The organism is Phycisphaeraceae bacterium (genome assembly GCA_020639155.1).
Classification (GTDB): domain Bacteria; phylum Planctomycetota; class Phycisphaerae; order Phycisphaerales; family UBA1924; genus JACKHF01.
Window position 1 is genome coordinate 171759 of the sequence record JACKHF010000001.1, and the last position, 16617, is coordinate 188375.

Annotated in this window: 14 protein-coding genes; 7 read left to right on the forward strand and 7 right to left on the reverse strand. The window is 56.4% G+C overall.

Annotated elements, in window-relative coordinates:
* Positions 1 to 94: 94 nt before the first annotated feature.
* Positions 95 to 1159: a terpene cyclase/mutase family protein gene (locus tag H6815_00755; protein MCB9858954.1), complete on the reverse strand. Its 1065-nt coding sequence runs from the start codon at positions 1157 to 1159 to the stop codon at positions 95 to 97.
* A complete protein-coding gene (locus H6815_00760) occupies positions 1156 to 5448 on the reverse strand; it encodes a hypothetical protein (protein MCB9858955.1) in 4293 nt (1430 codons plus the stop codon). Before H6815_00760 ends, H6815_00755 begins: the two co-directional genes overlap by 4 nt.
* A 347-nt stretch (positions 5449 to 5795) precedes the next feature.
* Between H6815_00760 and H6815_00765 the strand changes: the two genes are divergently transcribed.
* The 4 genes from H6815_00765 (at position 5796) to H6815_00780 (ending at position 8894) form a co-directional block, all read left to right on the forward strand.
* Positions 5796 to 6461: a CDP-alcohol phosphatidyltransferase family protein gene (locus tag H6815_00765; protein MCB9858956.1), complete on the forward strand. Its 666-nt coding sequence runs from the start codon at positions 5796 to 5798 to the stop codon at positions 6459 to 6461.
* A gap of 376 nt (positions 6462 to 6837) precedes the next feature.
* Complete coding sequence (locus H6815_00770) at positions 6838 to 7386, forward strand: PEP-CTERM sorting domain-containing protein (protein MCB9858957.1); 549 nt, start codon at positions 6838 to 6840, stop codon at positions 7384 to 7386.
* A 237-nt stretch (positions 7387 to 7623) separates the two neighbouring features.
* The gene (locus H6815_00775) at positions 7624 to 8238 is read left to right on the forward strand and encodes a hypothetical protein (protein MCB9858958.1); all 615 of its coding nucleotides are present in this window, start codon (positions 7624 to 7626) and stop codon (positions 8236 to 8238) included.
* A gap of 80 nt (positions 8239 to 8318) precedes the next feature.
* Positions 8319 to 8894 (forward strand): PEP-CTERM sorting domain-containing protein, encoded by a 576-nt coding sequence (locus H6815_00780; protein ID MCB9858959.1) that lies wholly within the window; start codon positions 8319 to 8321, stop codon positions 8892 to 8894.
* A 10-nt stretch (positions 8895 to 8904) separates the two neighbouring features.
* On the opposite strand, the gene H6815_00785 is transcribed toward H6815_00780, so the two are convergent.
* A complete protein-coding gene (locus H6815_00785; protein ID MCB9858960.1) occupies positions 8905 to 9456 on the reverse strand; it encodes an adenine phosphoribosyltransferase in 552 nt (183 codons plus the stop codon).
* A gap of 71 nt (positions 9457 to 9527) precedes the next feature.
* On the opposite strand from H6815_00785, the gene H6815_00790 reads away from it, so the two are divergent.
* From H6815_00790 to H6815_00800, 3 genes are read left to right on the forward strand one after another with little or no spacing between them, the layout of a single operon-like run.
* Positions 9528 to 9881: a co-chaperone GroES gene (locus tag H6815_00790; GenBank protein MCB9858961.1), complete on the forward strand. Its 354-nt coding sequence runs from the start codon at positions 9528 to 9530 to the stop codon at positions 9879 to 9881.
* Positions 9878 to 11305: a 3-phosphoshikimate 1-carboxyvinyltransferase gene (gene aroA / locus H6815_00795; protein ID MCB9858962.1), complete on the forward strand. Its 1428-nt coding sequence runs from the start codon at positions 9878 to 9880 to the stop codon at positions 11303 to 11305. Before H6815_00790 ends, aroA begins: the two co-directional genes overlap by 4 nt.
* Positions 11302 to 12642, forward strand: a complete 1341-nt coding sequence (locus tag H6815_00800; protein MCB9858963.1) for an Nramp family divalent metal transporter — start codon at positions 11302 to 11304, stop codon at positions 12640 to 12642. The genes aroA and H6815_00800 overlap by 4 nt, the downstream gene beginning before the upstream one ends.
* On the opposite strand, the gene H6815_00805 is transcribed toward H6815_00800, so the two are convergent.
* From H6815_00805 to H6815_00820, 4 genes are all read right to left on the reverse strand, one after another.
* On the reverse strand, positions 12628 to 14361 hold the full coding sequence (locus tag H6815_00805; GenBank protein MCB9858964.1) for an AbgT family transporter: 1734 nt from the start codon (positions 14359 to 14361) through the stop codon (positions 12628 to 12630). The two genes, H6815_00800 and H6815_00805, sit on opposite strands and share 15 nt — an antisense overlap.
* A 177-nt stretch (positions 14362 to 14538) precedes the next feature.
* Positions 14539 to 14874 (reverse strand): hypothetical protein, encoded by a 336-nt coding sequence (locus H6815_00810; GenBank protein ID MCB9858965.1) that lies wholly within the window; start codon positions 14872 to 14874, stop codon positions 14539 to 14541.
* Positions 14867 to 15415 (reverse strand): RNA polymerase sigma factor, encoded by a 549-nt coding sequence (locus H6815_00815; protein MCB9858966.1) that lies wholly within the window; start codon positions 15413 to 15415, stop codon positions 14867 to 14869. Before H6815_00815 ends, H6815_00810 begins: the two co-directional genes overlap by 8 nt.
* A 7-nt stretch (positions 15416 to 15422) precedes the next feature.
* The gene (locus H6815_00820) at positions 15423 to 16394 is read right to left on the reverse strand and encodes a hypothetical protein (protein MCB9858967.1); all 972 of its coding nucleotides are present in this window, start codon (positions 16392 to 16394) and stop codon (positions 15423 to 15425) included.
* Positions 16395 to 16617 lie beyond the last annotated feature (223 nt).

The following is a 16617-nucleotide window of genomic DNA, read 5'->3' on the forward strand; positions in this document are numbered from 1 at the left end:
CCATAGACACACACTGGTGCAACGAGACTCCACACCAAAGGTGCCAGCCAACGCGAACACAGTTGCTTGCCAATACGGTGAGAGATCATGCGTTTCACTTCTGAAAGATCGGCAAATATCGCTTGGGCATTTGGAGGACTATCAACGCCATTGCTGTTGCATAATCGTCTCCAAAGCTGTTATCAGACCACGTGCCATTGCGAAGCTGTGAGGAAACCAGTTCCTCTCTTGCCGCTGGCCACCACTGTGCCCAGTGATCACCACCCGCAAGGTACATCGCCTGCACAGCGTAGTAATGTCCATACCAGCGATGCGGCTGCTCATCGGTCAGACCGGGCATTCCTACCGTCTTGATGTAATCAAGACCCTCATCAATGGCTTTGTCTTCATAAATGCCCGCGTAATACATCGTCGCCACACCGGCAGCTGAACGCGCCCATCCGCTTGTCCCCGGATCCAGTTGGTACCTGAACCCACCATCAGGATTCTGGCAGTCGCGCACATACTTCACGGCTTTATCGATGACCTCTGACGACACTTCCAGCCCTGCATTCCGCGCTGATCGCAAACCCATCACCTGGCAGATTGTCACACTCACATCCGCATCAAACGGCACAGGGTTGTATCTCCACCCCCCCTGCTGATTCTGTGTCCGTTCGATCAAACGAACAGCTTTGACAAGAGCCTCGTGCGCACGCTGCGATTCGGGCGATTCCACGCCACCCGCACTCATACCCACAATCTCACCAAGAAACAGCGTCGCAAACCCATGTCCGTACATCGGGCTTGTCACAGCTTCATCAGCGATCAGACCACTCTCTGAACTGCACGAGAGCACATAATCAAGGGCTTTCTGCACCTGCTCGGCATACTTCCCTCGATCCGGCAGGTTCCCGTCAGCCATAAACGCGATTGCTGCAAGTGAAGTAATCGCAACATTTCGACCGAACCTGCCACCGAATGACCCGTCAGATGCTTGCATCGCTGCGAGCGCTTCGAGTCCCCTTTCCGTCGACATCTGCAGAGCTTCAGTAAACTCGTCCTGCGTTGGCGTATTCTGCGCACTGGCCGAAGGTTGTGGCGCAACTTGCGCAAACGCACTACTGGCGCCAAGCGTGCATACGATTATCGAAAAGATTGCCCCCACACGTTCGGTCATCGGTTCCCTTCTTCTGCGAGTCGCTTGTAATACGCTTCCGTAAGCGATCGGTACATCGAGCTGAACGAATCGCTTGATCCCTGCGTCAGCGTGTCACGCACGCGCGCCGGCAGGCTTCCCCAGCGCGCTTGTGCCGCGGTCACCATCGTGCCGGGCTGCGCGTCCCGACCTGCAACCGTATTCTGCTGGCCAGTGTTGTCGCCCTGTGGGTTCTGGTTCATTTCCTGATTCTGCTGCGATGGCTGCTGTTGCTGATCAGGATTGTTCTGCTGCTGGTTCTGGCTCTGTTGCTGCTGCTGCGATTGCTGGTTCTGTTGATTCCGCGCATCTTCAATCGTCTTCTCAAGATCGATCAGAATCTGTTCCTGAATACGTTGCGTTGTGATACCCGGATCGATCTTCTGCGTCAGACGCTCAGCAGCTCGAGACATGAGACGAGCGGCATTAACCAACGGATTGCTCTCACGCTCACCCTCGAGCAGTTGCCATAGCTCTGTATTGTGTTCCTCCACTTTCTCATCGGGAGCTTCTTCAAGACCGAGCAGATCATCCAGCGACCTCAAACCGGGATCAATCTCAGGCTGTTTATGCTCTGGATCGGAGGGTTGTTCGGGCTGAGAATTGAAAGCATCTTGTTCATTCGAAAAAACGAACACATCGAACCCCATGCCCGGCGGAAGTACCGGCTGCTCATTCGGCGCAGCCTGACCGGGGCCTTGACGAGTCATGCGTTTGATGAGTACCTGTACTTCCTTCGCTATATCCTGCTGATATTGCCCAAGCGATTCAACATCTGCTTCGCTCGCACTCGATTCGTCCGCAAATCGCGTCTGCTCGCTGACATCAACTTGCATCGCGTGGAGCAGTTCCAGTTCTGCAAGTGCTTCAAAGAGCGGCTGATCCTGCCCGTTCTGGCTTTGCTGACTCCCGCCCTGATTGGACTGCGCCTCAGCAAACTCCTGACTGTTCTCACTCGCACGGTCCATCGCATCTGCAAGCTGGTCAAGCAGCTTGATTACCGCAGTTTGATCACGCACAACGCGCGTTGTTGCGGCTCCGTCGTTGAGCGTGCCAGCCGTCGACTCAACAAGAGTGTCCATGCGACGATGCGCAAAGGCGAGTGTCGACGCATCAAACAACCCCTCATACTTCTCGGGAAGTTCTTTCAATAACTGCCCCACCTCGCGCTGCGACGCTGCAAGTCTGCGCACCAGCACACGCTCCTTGCGATTCAGATCCTTGTTTACATACGGCACGGTCTCTTCCTGGACTCGCACCTGGATCTCACGTATTTCCGCGTACGCCTTGCGTAACTCCTTTTGCTGACGATCACGCTCGCGATTTGCACTCTCCGCACGCAGTCGCTCGGCGTCCTCCAGTGCAACACTCAAATGTTCAAGCGACATCGTCTCTGCATCGTGCGCGCCCGGCGCATTTGAAACTCGAAGCATCTCGATCGCATCAAGCATCGACTCTTCTGCTTGTTTGAGTGAATCCACAACCGGTGCAGCATCAGGCATCGCACCGTTCGCAAGTTCAATGACAGGCCCCGTCGCCTGATGCAAAGCGATCATGCCACGATCAAGCAACTCCAGCACCGGCGCATTGGGGTGTTGCGACATCCTTGCGTCAAGGGTGCCAAGCTCGGACTCCTGCATCCCAACAAGCAACTCGATCTGCTGCTTCATGTCAGCAAACAATCGCTCAAGCACGCGATCACGTGTCTGCTCCGCCTGCTCAAACTGCTCCATCATCTCTTCGAGTGTCTCTGTCGCGGCCGTCTGGTCTCTCTGTGCCTGCTGATTCTGGTTGTTCTGCAAGCTGCTCGATGCCTGCTGCATCTGCTGGGACAGGTTCTGCTGACGCCCTGTCTGCTCGGCGTTGTTCACAACCTCAGCACCGACCGGGTCAGACTGTTGCAGGCGCTGCTGCTGATCTGAAAGCTCGTCGAGCATCTCCGCTGCACGCTGCGACAGTTCCTGCTGCGCCTGGGAGAGCTCATTCATCTCGGCACGTTCTGCTGGTGTCAACTGACTGTCGCGCTTGCCGAGCGTTCGTTCAGCAAAGTTCGCAGTACGCTGATTTAACTGCTTCTGCTGTTCAAGTAATCTCGCAACAGAGCGCCGTGCAAGGAAGGCATCAGAACCCCTGTCCAGAGATTGCAGCAGATCACCGAGCGCATCACGCACATCCTGCTGGTGCTCTCCCGACACCTTTGATGGCCCGGTATCTGCTTCATCCTCGCTGGCTTGATCGTTGTTCCATTTCTGCGCAGCCTCCTGCGATGCTTCCGACGCACGCTGTGCTGCCTTTGCCGCATCACTGAGCAAACGCGAAACATCTGCACGATCGAGCCCGTTCCGTTCGGCGCTCTGCATTGCGTCAACGATCGCACGCAACTGCGCGTTGAGGCGATCGGTGATAGCCTGCTGCTCCTGCTGTGTTGTGGATCGAACGCCGGAGGTGGTGTTTTCGATCATCGCGGCTTGCTGAGCATCAAGGGCCTTCGCCGCATCGCGCACCATGTCCAGCGACTGCCACATGCGGTCAACAAACTGTTCCTCCGACACCACCCGCAACCGACGCATCCGCGATATCACCGGTTCCATCGGAGGATCAAGACCTGCCATGCGCATGTCCGTGCCAAGCGCGACAAGATGCACCTCGTCGCCGGGTTGTGCGCCAGTTTCTGCAATCGAGAGCATCGAAGTCAGCTTGACGTTCAGCAGGACGGCTCCATCAGCATCGCGCGAAGCAACTTCCATGCGATCATTCACAGGTTCTGGCGGCGCACCAGCCGACCCCTGCACCGCTCTTGCAAGCTGCCACGCAACCGATGCGCGTGAGAGCGCCACATCATCGACAACCTCACCGATAACATCAAACTTTGCTGTCGGCAGCACCCACTCGTCCTGCGCAGGTTCGAGCAGCGCAGGGGCTGGCAACTCATCAGCCACCGTTTCCAGTAGCAGTGTCGTATTCCGCTCACTCACAAGCCCGTCGCCATCCTCAAATCGCAGTGAAATCGGAATAGATTCGTGTAACTTGGCTTCGACTGTCACCTGAGAGCCAGCATGGGAAATCTGTACGACTGGGGTCGCGTCGCCTGCACCATCTTTCCTGTTCACCCACTCCACACGAGTGATCGGTTTGTTCATGCTGAGCGTCGCATGCACTGCGGACTGCTCAAGCACGCGAACAGGCTCAGCAATGGTGCTTCTGCCCTGATCCGCAAACGCAATGACCTGATCACCGACCACAAACCGGGACGCGTCAGCACCCACTGAGATCGACGCACTGTCTGGAAAATACGCGGGTGGCAAGACGTGGACCTGCGCCGTTGTCACTGCTGGTGGATCTGCCAACCTCACTGTCATTGTGTCCGTGCTGTCGTCCAGCGTCTCAAACCAGTATCGAATACTCCACGTTGAGTTGTCACCCTCATTGCGGGACGCCCATGTTTCACGCCCGATGACCTGCTCGTACAGATCAGCGTGAGTGCCGTCGCTTGGCTGTGCTGCGAGCACCACCTGCCTGACATCACCCACTGGTTTGCGTCCCTGTAACACTTGGTACTTTGCAACCACTCTGGTCTGTCCGGGTGCTCGATTCGTTTTCTCGATGTTTGCACGCAACACAAGTGCACGAGTCGTTGGCTGCACTGTTGCACCAGTCACGTCAGCTATCTGCGTCCGTTTCGGCCAACTGACATCCGACCACGGCGTAAGAACTCGTTGCGCGCCAATCCTTGTGATATCAGGTCTGACAACTGCAGCAACGCATACAGCAAGCGCTGCAACCGAAAAGACCAGCGTTGCGCGCACGAGACGCTTCGACTGGACAAATCGTCCTATCGCATGGAGGCGTTCATCTGCTTCAGCGATGCCAACAATACTGTTCCCTATCTCGTGACGAAGCTGCTGATCACCTGATTGATGCTCAGCGAGTTGCACAACTGCTGCCAGAGCTTCGTCTTTCCGAGCATCACCGGGCACCCGCAACGCAATATCACGCAGCGACGGATGGAATCGCAGGACAGGAAGCACCCATCGCCGGCAGATGAAAAGAATGACGACGATTGCACACACCAATCCAACCAGTCGCACACTCGATGGAGCGCGGAACACAAAGTCGAGCGCTCCAGCAAGGAAGACTGCTGCCACAAGTCCAGCAAGGACCACGAGCACTCGTTCGAGCACCAGAACACGTCGAATCCTCGCACGGAACCCAGCAAGTGCACGAGCCACCCGCTGCACGTCCGGCTGGCGCTGGGTGTGTGTCTGAGTCATTCGTGCTCCCGCAAAGAAGGCCTTGCATTCCCAGTCATCTGACGAGCAGATTCACGGGCTATGCATTCATATTCATTCGTACCGAATCCTCAACAGTTCTATCGGCCTTACAAGGGTCTTCAATCGTCCGTTTTCGTCAATAAAAGCCCCATTTGAACGAATCCGGCATCATCCGATCCTTCTCAAACTCGCTGCTGCCATGCCGAACACCCATCCCCAGCGGTTCTGTTCCAAAATTGCATGCAACGGACACGTAACAAATCCATCTATACCAGCCCGCATTTATTGGCTGGCTATGCTCGCACATCACTTTTCAATCAGGACCTGAAATCACCAACCAGAGGCCAATGGACACCCCCCAACCACAATGGAAACAACGTCTGCCAAACACACTGAGTGTGGCCCGTTGCTTCATTGCTGCTGGCATCATCGTTGTCCTTGCGACAGCTCCATCCCCACATCATGGTGTTGATACAAGTGGGTCAATGGCTGCAGACTGGCGCCTGATTGGATGCATGATCGCGTTTGTTGTTGCAGCGATCACAGACATGCTCGACGGACATCTGGCACGCAGGTGGAATGTTGTCAGCAAGTTCGGGCGAATCATCGATCCGTTTGCAGACAAAGCGCTCGTCATCGGCACACTTGCATGCCTTGCTGGCCCAGCGTACACAGTTTTCACCACAAATGCAGGGGAAAACGCTCAGTTAGTACATATCACCGGGGTGAATGTACTTATTGCAGTCATTGTTCTGATCAGAGAACTTCTTGTGACTTCGATTCGCGCAGTCTACGAATCAGATGGATACGATTTTTCAGCTGGCAAGTTCGGAAAAGCGAAAATGATTCTGCAGTCTGTGTGTATTCCAACTGTCATGCTGATAGCAGGACTTGGGCTGGCCCTTCCGGACTCAAGTTGGATTCATGCAAACAATCTCATGATGTGGCTTACAGCAGGAGTGACAGCCGTCTCAGCATACCCATATGTGCGACGTATTGGCGCCAACTCGTGACACTCCATGATTGTGTCTCCAGAAAGCTCGACGCCGGGGCATCGAACGACCCACTGAAAAACCCCACAAATCTCTACTTTGTACTTCAAACCACACTGCTCTATAGTGCATAGAGACCCTGATATTGGCTTGAATCCCACACGACCCGATCATTTTCCAATCATTGGCTCGGATCCTGATATATTTGTCCGATAATATCATGAAAAAAGGGTGAAATACAAAGAACATATGAACTTGCATCGTTTTTTTTGATACAACGCTGGCATTCCAGAGCAACTTGATGTACCTTAGCGGCATCGGCTGACTGAGTCGTTCGGTCAGCAAGGTGTCTGAAGCATGGGGACCGACCCCCGTAATCTCTGTTGAGGAGAAAGAAATGAAGAAAGTTCTTGCACTGTTTGCTGTCGCTGGCGTTGCAACTGCAGCATCCGCTCAGTCTCTGAGCATGCCCGCTGGTCTGTCCGTTGACTCGGGCACACCGTCCGTCACATTCAACGTCAGCCTCTCGTTCGATGCTGCATCATACTTTGCTTTCGCAGGTTATGATGGCGCAATCAACGCTTCCGCTGGCACAATCGCTGTCTCCGGCCCAGCAGCATCCGATCCGCTGTTCTTCGTTGCCAACGGCAACAACGTGATCTCCGGTCAGCTCCACTTCCCCCCAGGCGTGAACGCGAACCCCGCCAACCCCTTCGATATCTTCGAAGCAACATTCACAGCGAATGACTTCACCAGCAGCTACACCGTTGATATCACAACAGCAACAAACCAGCTGTCACTGTACAACAGCGCATCAGGTCCGCAGGCAACAGCTGTTCAGGCAACTGAGCTCGCTGGCACCATCCAGGTCATCGGCGTTCCCGCACCGTCCTCACTGGCTCTCGTTGGCCTCGGCGGTCTGGTCGCGACACGTCGTCGCCGCTAATACCATAATGGTTGCCGCCTAGGCAACCATGCACTTCAGACACACGCTCTGAAGATTGATCAATCGCACCCCCGGTCGTATCACGATCGGGGGTGTTTCTTTTTTGCAAAATCTCAGACTTCACCGGATCTGGTACATCAACCTTCAAGTATACTCAAAGCAGAGCGTAGTGAGTCCCCAATAGCAGTTGCTCCCTTGCTCAAAAAGTTCGCACAATGCTGTCCAAAGGAGGAGTTGATGAGATACCTGTCCGCTTCGATCGCCGCTGTATGCCTCATCAACTGCACAGCTTCCAGCCAGCCTTCGGTATTCCCCGCACTGCATATGCCTGCAGGGCTTGTGGTCTCACCCCAGAATCCAAGCGTCACGTTCACCGTGTCCGCAAGTTTCGACAGTAGTCTGCACTTTGCATTTGCAGGATACGATGGCGAACTCTCATTCAGTGAAGGGATGATTTCGTCCACTGGATACGCGGGTACCGATCCGCTCTTTTTTCAGAGCACAATCGTGAACACATCTCTGTCGGTCATTTCGGGCCAGCTCTACATGCCAGGACAAATTGTTCCACCAAACATATCAAACCCTTGTGAGTTTGTAGAGATCACTTTTACGGCAACAGATTTTTCAACGGCACACAATGTGACAATTTCCTCAGCGACCAATGCTGTTGCATTTTACGACGGCTGGTTTACTCCAACGGCAACACTGTATGAGCCGCCGAATGTCAACGAACTCCTTGGCACGATCACAGTGATACCTGCACCAGCAACGGTAGTAGCAGCGTGTGCATTCTGCAGCTTGCTCGGGTTGCAGCGAAGACGCTCAGAACCCCAAACTGCAGCATCCACATGAATCGTTGCTCTTTTACCATGTGGTTATTTGACTTGAAGAGCATCTATTCGAATGGCAACAAAGAAACTGGAGAGAGAGACATGAAACCAATCACAACACTCGTCGCCGTCGCGTGTGCCACGCAAACAAGCTTCGCTCAGCCAATGCTGAACATGCCCTCAGGCTTGTCGGTCACGTCGCAGAATCCCTCCGTCACGTTTCCAGTGTACGTGTCTTTTGACTCCAATATCTACTACGCTGCTGGCGCAATTGAAACCACGATTTACGCAGATCATGGAATCATTGAAGTAACTGGTGCAGGCATGATGGATCCACAGTACCTTGTCACATCCAGTTTCGGAACCTCTGCGGAAGTCGTGTCGGGCCAGCAACACTTTCCAAGTGCTGGCCTATTCGCAAACACTGCAAATCCCATTGCCATGTTTGATGTCACATACACAGTAACAAACTTGTCACTGCCAGCTGGATCGCTCATTGATTTTACAACTGACACTACAGTTCTGTGGATGTTTACAAGCCCAACCCTGCCTTCAGCAGTGAATCTAGGTAGCAATATCAACGAACTCGCAGGCGTTGTGATCTACAACATCCCCGCTCCAAATACCCTCGCTGCGTTTGGATTGGGCAGTCTCGTCCTCGTGCGTCGTCGTCGATAAACGCAAAGCCTCACTGCACTTTCAGCACAGTGTGCAGCATCGCATAATCGCGCACATGCGATGCACCGTTCAGTGCGCACAACTCGATCAGAATCGACATGCCCGCGATCTCAGCCTGTGCCTGAACCACAAGCTCGCAACATGCTTTGAGTGTCCCGCCGGTCGCAAGCAGATCATCGACAATCAGCACGCGACTCCCTTTCGGAAGTGCATCCTCGTGGATCTCGAGTGCATCACTCCCGTACTCAAGGTCGTACGACACCTGCCGAACTGCTCTGGGCAACTTGCCCGGCTTGCGCACGGGGACAAACCCTGCATTCAGTCTGCGAGCAATCGCGGTCCCAAAGATAAACCCACGAGATTCTGCGCCAGTGACATACTGCACACGCTGATCGTCTGACAGATTCAGCCACGGCTTGGCCATCAACTCAACCGCGAGCGCGAGCGCCTCCGCATCCGCAAGAAGCGGCGTGTGGTCCTTGAACACGATACCCGGCTTTGGAAAATCGGGCACATCACGCACGAATCCCATCAGATGCTGTGTCGGATTGGTTGCTGGCATCGGCACTCCTGCACTTTCAGGCGGTTTATGACTCATCGGCAACACCGCTGACGGGCAGCATAACATAGTGCATGAGTTCATCTCGTTCGACATCAGGGAACAACAAATCAGACGCGTCAAAGTCGGTCTTCGAGACGGTCGAGCCGATCGGGGCGCGCGTCCTCATCCGCAAGGATGAGGACAAGAAGCAGACAAAGTCGGGCATCCATCTGCCGGACAAGGTCGAGATCCCCACGCTGACAGGCCGAGTCGTGACCATCTCAGCCCAGGTCCAGTCCGACAGCGACTACCCCATCGATCAGTACGACCGCGTCCTGTTCAATCCGAAGCACGCCATCCCGGTCGACTTCGAAGGCGACAACCGGCTCTTCGTCGTGCCGGTCGAGGATATTGTCGCAGTCATCCGCCGGGAAACGAGCGCGTGAGCAGTATGGCAGCCCGTGAGACCGATCAGAAATCCATGCAGGCGTATCTCGATGTCCTGCGCACACCGATCGATGCGCTGCCGAACGAGCTTCAGATTCTCCCCATACACCAATCACACTTCCGCACGATCTCTGTGCAGCCGCCCGGTTCAAAGAGCCTGACCAACCGTGCGCTGCTCTTGGCTGCACTCGCCGATGGCTCATCCACCGTTGCAAACGCGCTCATCGATGCCGACGACACACAGCGCATGCTCGGCGCACTGCAGACGCTCGGTGTGCAGACACGCATCACAGGAACAACTGCCAGCGTGCAGGGCATCGGCGGCATGTTCCGGGTCGAACCGCCCGGCGCAGAGCTCGACCTTGGCAACGCGGGCACAGCCACACGGTTTCTTGCTGCTGCATCACTCCTCTCAAAGTGGCCGACCACCATCACGGGAGATGCAAGGATGCGTGAGCGTCCCATCGGCGGTCTCGTCGATGCCCTCGAACAACTCGGCGCAAAGGTCGAGTTTCTTGCGAGCCCCTTCTGCCCACCAATCAGAATTACAGCGCCCGCCCCACTCCCGCGCGCAGCAACGGTCCATCTTGGCACGCTTGTATCAAGCCAGTTCATCTCCGCGCTGCTGCTCATCGGCCCGTTCCTGCCCGGCGGTATCACGATCCAGCTCAAGGAAACACCACCGAGCGAGCCGTACATCCGCATGACACTGGGCATGCTCGATCAACTCGGTGTTTCGACGCGCGCAAGCGCAGACCTGCGTGTGCTCCGCGTTGCAGAACACGCGCTGTCAGATCTCGCGTTCGATATCGAGCCAGACGCATCGGGCGCGAGCTACTTTCTCGGCGCTGGCGCATTATTGCAAAACGCAACCGTGCGCATCCCGGGTCTCAGCGCACACTCTCTCCAGGGTGATGTCGCCTGCGCAGAAGTCCTCTCACAGATGGGCGCAACGCTCGGCAGAAGCACCGCCAAGGATGCAGCCTACACCGCTATCCAGTCATCGGGCGAACTCAAAGGCATCGATGTCGATCTCGCAGACATGCCCGATATCGCGATGACCATCGCATCAGTTGCCTGCTTCGCGAAAGGCACATCGACACTGCGCGGGCTCGGCACACTGCGCGTCAAGGAGACAGACCGCATCCACGCGATACAAACAGAACTACGCAAAGTAGGTGTCGGCGTTGAAGAGATCGGCGCGGACCGCGATGCGCTCCGCGTTACGCCGCCAGCAAACGGTATCGACTGCTCAGCTGATGCGCCCCTGGTTGCGTTCGACACATACAACGATCATCGGATGGCGATGTCACTCGCGCTGATTGGTCTGCGCAGACCGAACGTCGTCATCCGTGATCCCGCGTGCGTGCGAAAGACATATCCGACGTTCTGGCGTGACTTCTCACTGCTCTACACGTCATGACCGATCCAACGCCAGCAACCCCTGCGAGGAAGTTTCCACTCCTCGCCATCATCGGCCCGGGTGTGCTGGTCGCTGCGACTGGTGTCGGTGCGGGCGATATCGCAACCGCATCCATCGCAGGGTCAATGCTCGGCGTTGCCATCCTCTGGGCTGCTGGGTTCGGCGCAACACTCAAGTTCGTCCTCACCGAGTGTCTCGCGCGCTGGCAGATCGCTACACAGCGCACCATCCTTGAGGGCGCGATGCTCCATCTCGGCTGGTTCGCGTTCATCGCGTTCGTGATCTACCTTGTCCCGTGGACATTCGTCACATGCGCAGCACTCATCAACGCGTGCGGTGTGTTCGCTGGCGCAATGATCCCGTACAACGTCTCGGGTCTTGAGCCAAACATCGAGAAGATCATCTTCGGCATCGCGTCGAGCCTTGTCGGACTCATTCTTGTCTGGTTCGGCGGATACAAACTGTTCGCTCGCGTGATGACCGTCGCGGTCGGCATTATGTTCGCGTGCGTAATCACGACCGCGATCATGCTCAAGCCCGATCCCGTGTCGATCGTCTCGGGTCTGCTACCGATCAGCCTGCCCCAATGGGATACCGGTGGATTGACACGGACCATCGCGTACATGGGCGGCGTCGGAGGCACGCTCACTATCATCTGCTACTCGTACTGGATGCGCGAATCGGGGCGCACCACGAAAGCACATCTGCGCATCGCACGCATCGATGCGCTCATCGCGTACACACTCAGCGCCCTGTTTGGGATAGCGGTTGTCATTATCGCGAGCAAGGCCCAAGGAAGCGGCAGCGGGAGCGCACTCATCACAAGCATGGGCGATGTGCTCGAACAATCAATCGGGCCTACAGGAAAATACATCTTTCTCGGCGGCGCCTTCGCAGCAGCCTTCTCAAGCGTGCTTGGTGTGTGGCAGTCTGTGCCGTACATCTACGCCGATGTCTGGAGACTCCGCAACCATGTTGGCAAGGGAGAGAGTGCAGGGGAACTCCCGCCAGTTGATACGAAGAGCAGAGTCTACAAAGCAACACTGCTGCTTATCGCAACGGTCCCGATGCTTGGTGTGCTGTTCAAGTTCAATGACATCCAGCTGATCTACGCGTTCATCGGCGCGTTCTTCATCCCTGGGCTTGCGCTAGCGTGTCTCATACTTACATCACGAAAGTCGCTCATCGGCGGGCGATACACATCATCGATTCTGACAAAGTGCGTGCTCGTGCTCGCGATTGTGTTCTTTACTGTCGCTGGCACGCTCGAAGTCAAGAACAAACTCGGCAAGCGGTCAAAGCAAGCAGAAACGCCAGCACAATCACCCGCCAACTGAGTATGACAACGGTCCTGCAGGTCCGAGCGGGATGCCCAGCCACAGCCACATCAGCAGCAGGATTGTCCACGCGATCAGGAACACGATCGAGTACGGGAGCATCATCGCGACGAGCGTGCCAAGACCGGACTTCGGCGCATGCTTCTGCATGAACACAAGAATGATGACAAGGTACGCGTTGAGCGGCGTGATGACGTTCGTCACGGAATCACCGATGCGGTACGCGGCCTGCGTCAGTTCGGGGCTGATCCCGATCATCATGAACATCGGCACGAAGATCGGTGCAAAGAGCGCATACTTGGCGCTCATCGAACCGACGAACAGGTTGAACACCATCGTCACCAGCACGAATGCAACCATCAAAAGGCCGGCCGACAAGCCCATGTTTGCAAGCTGTGATCCACCCCAGATCGCGAGCATCGTGCCGAGATTGCTCTGGTTGAACAGCGCAATGAACTGACCCGCAAAGAACGCCAGCACGATGATCGGCGCCATCGCTTTCATCGCTTCGATCATGTGCTCGGCAGCATCCTTCGACGACTTCACCGAACCAGTCGCAGCACCGAACGCCAATCCCGGAATCAGGAACGACAGGAAAATCATCGGCACGATCGCGTCGACCCACCGGTCGAACCTGCGCGTACTCGGTACAACAAGCTGATCGTTATGGACAAACGCGCCAGCAGGACGCTCAGCTTCTTCCAGTGCCATTCCGTTGGGGACGATCTCCACCGTGATCATCCGCGCGTTCTCGCCGATCGATGCGGGATCCGGCGCGTGCGCAGTGTAGAGCGGCGCACCCGGGATCAGCACCAACGCAAGCAGCGCACCAACCACGATCACCCCTGCGATACCAGCTGCGCGCAGACCTCTGCGATCATCATCGTTGAGCAGATGTGCCTTCGGATCTCTATCGCCCTCCGGCACGGGGCCGCCATCGTCGGCGGGCTTGCTGCGCAGTCTTGGCTCGACGAGCGCGCTGCTCACCCACCACCCAGCCAGTGTCATAATGAACGTCGATGCGATCATGAAGTACCAGTTGCACGTCGGCGCAACCGCGTAGTTCTCATCGAGCAGCTGCGCGCCCTCGGTCGACAAGCCCGACAGCATCGGATCAAGGCCCGTCACAAGCAGGTTCGCGTTGAACCCGGCAGACACACCCGCGAACACCGCAGCAATACCTGCCAACGGCGAACGCCCCACCGCGATATACAACATCGCAGCAAGCGGCGGCAGCACGATATATCCCGCGTCGAGCCCCATACTCGACATGATCCCGAGGAACACCATCGCGGGTGTCAGCAACTTTGCGGGAACAATCGCCATGAACGCTTTGAGCAGCGCAGCGAGCAATCCCGTGCGCTCAGCAACACCGATCCCGAGCATCCCCGTCAGCACAATGCCGAGCGGATCGAACTCAACAAAGTTCTTCACCATGTTCGAGAACACCCAGTCGAGCCCGTCGCGCGAGAGCAGGCTGAACGGTTCAACGAACACACCCGTCCCAACGAGTTGCGTCCCAGCAGAGCCGTCCGCGTTGGTGATCGCCTGCATCGTCACGCGCTCGACCGACCACCCGAGCGATACCGCAATCGCAGACACGACCATGATGATGAGTGTGCCGCCAATGAACAGCATCGTGGGATCGGGCAGGCGATTCCCGATTCGTTCGATCCGATCGAGCAGCCCGGTGCGTGAGACAGGTGTTGAATCTGACATGGATCACTCCGTGAGAGACAGCGATAACGCGGATCGACAGGGTACACGAATCCCTTCGTCCTCGCAAACTTGCACTGATTAGATTACACGTCAGCAACCGAAACCCGGGAAACCCGGCTGGATTGCGTCAAAAACACACCTGTCATGCCTGCGCGCGAACGTCATCAAGCAGCAGCGCTACAGCCCCATCGACCAGTCGCTGTTCAGGAGCATGCTCGCGCGCCAGACTGTCGCATCGGGCGATCGCTCTGCCTCCACATCGAGTGTATCAAAGATCGGATCGTCGATACTGATCACAGCTCCATTGAGCGGGCGATTGATGCTTTCATTGCTCGCATTTGGCTGAGCAATAAATACACCAACCACCGTCATCAACAGCACCCCAAGAGCAACACCGCTGCCGGTCTTCAACCGATGCACAATGCGCCGACGGCGCACCTGCATCCGCAGCGCATCCGGCAATGCACCAGCATCACGATACAAACCTGAATCCACGTCTTTCAGCTCATCCATCGCACACCCCATCAGTCTCCGCGCCCAGCGTCTCCCTGAGTCGAGCCATCCCGATCCGTCCCCGGCTCGCCACCGTGTTCCGGTTCACTCCCACTGTTTCTGACACCTGATCGATCGTCAATCCCCTGATATACCGAAGCAGAATCACCTCGCGCTGTTCTATTGCAAGCTGCTCAATCGCAGCAAGCATTCGGTGTACCTCGTCACTCACTTGTGTTGTTGATACATCGTGTTGTATCTTCGCTTGACGTTTCTGTTGACGCAGCTCCCCGCGTCCAGCGTTCAGCGTCTCGTTGCGGGTCACACGATAGAGAAACGCTGTGCCATCCCGCACGTTGCGCAGAGAACGACGACGCATCTTCAGCACCTTCACAAAGACCCCTTGCACCACATCCTCGGCAGACGATTCCATCCCGCGAGGGAGAATCAGCCGCGCATAGCCTGTCAATGGCGACGCAAAGTGAGCCCACAGCGTCTCCGCTGCAGACTCACTTCCGCGATGCATCTTGAGCATCAATGTCCTGACATCAGGATCGCCCATGTGGCGCTTACTTCCTTTCGATCCCTTCAAGTTTTCCGATGAGCACTTCCAGATCAGCATCAAACCGCTGCTGCGATGCGAACGCACGCGACATGGGCGCACCGAGCAATCGTGTCAGCATTCCGTATGTGTTCTCTTCAACGCCGGCCTCAACCTTTGAGAGCGCCTCTGCATCCTTCGCATCCCACGCGACGAGCATGTCGCTGTGGTACCGCGCAAACCCACCGAGCTGATCAAGCAACTCACCACGTGTCATCGCAGCAACATCGCGCTGCAACTCGGATTCTTCATCCATCTGGATCTGCTCCATCAGCCACGCGCCGGGATGCTCTTCGCCAGAGTTGCGAAGCACAGACTCACTGATGATCCGCCACTCACCGATGATCGCGTCGCGCATACCAAACCGATCGCTCGGTGCACTGTGTATTGCTGTCAGCACTGCTGTCGCACCAGCCGCATCGAGCGCACCCTGATCGATCAGTTGCGTTGTCAATCCGTTACCCAACTGCGAGATAGCCATCCCGACCAGTGAGCAAATGAGAATGTCATCCTGAGATACCTGCCCCGACATGCGGTACAGCGCAGCTGCGCGCTGGGCAGCGCCCGCATGATCGCCCGCATTCGCGCAGCGCAGCGCATCAGCTGCAAGAATCTTCGCGCTCGCGCGCATCTTTCCGAGGTGTGGCAAGAGCGCGCCCGGCCCCTCTTCATACGCAATATCCCAGTCCGCCTCACCGCTCCGCGTTGCAGACAACAACGCATTGATCGTCTCCTGCGAAGACGCAAGCAAATCCTCACCCCCTGCAGCAAGCGAGAGCGTTTCTCCGCCGGTGACGAGCACCTCCTGCAGCTCCGGAGTCTGGTTCATCCAGGCCCGGTAGTACCCGAGCGCCGCGTTCGCCCCGTCACCCTCGGCTGCCATCGACCCTGCACAGGTTCCAGCAACTACTAAGCCCACCATCAACCGTCCTATCCGCATCGGAACATCCTCCACTCGCACCATTGCGATACCCACAAGACACCACCCGGGATCCGTTGTGTCACGCGAACTCGAAAAAACCGACAACTTCGCCGAACCACTCCCGCACGCGTCGGCAGTTTCTTCCCCAAACCGATCACTTCGAAGCTACACTTGCGCCCGGTCCGATGACTTCACCATCGGTCGTTCTTTCGCACACCATGCCATCACCCGGAATCCCGGA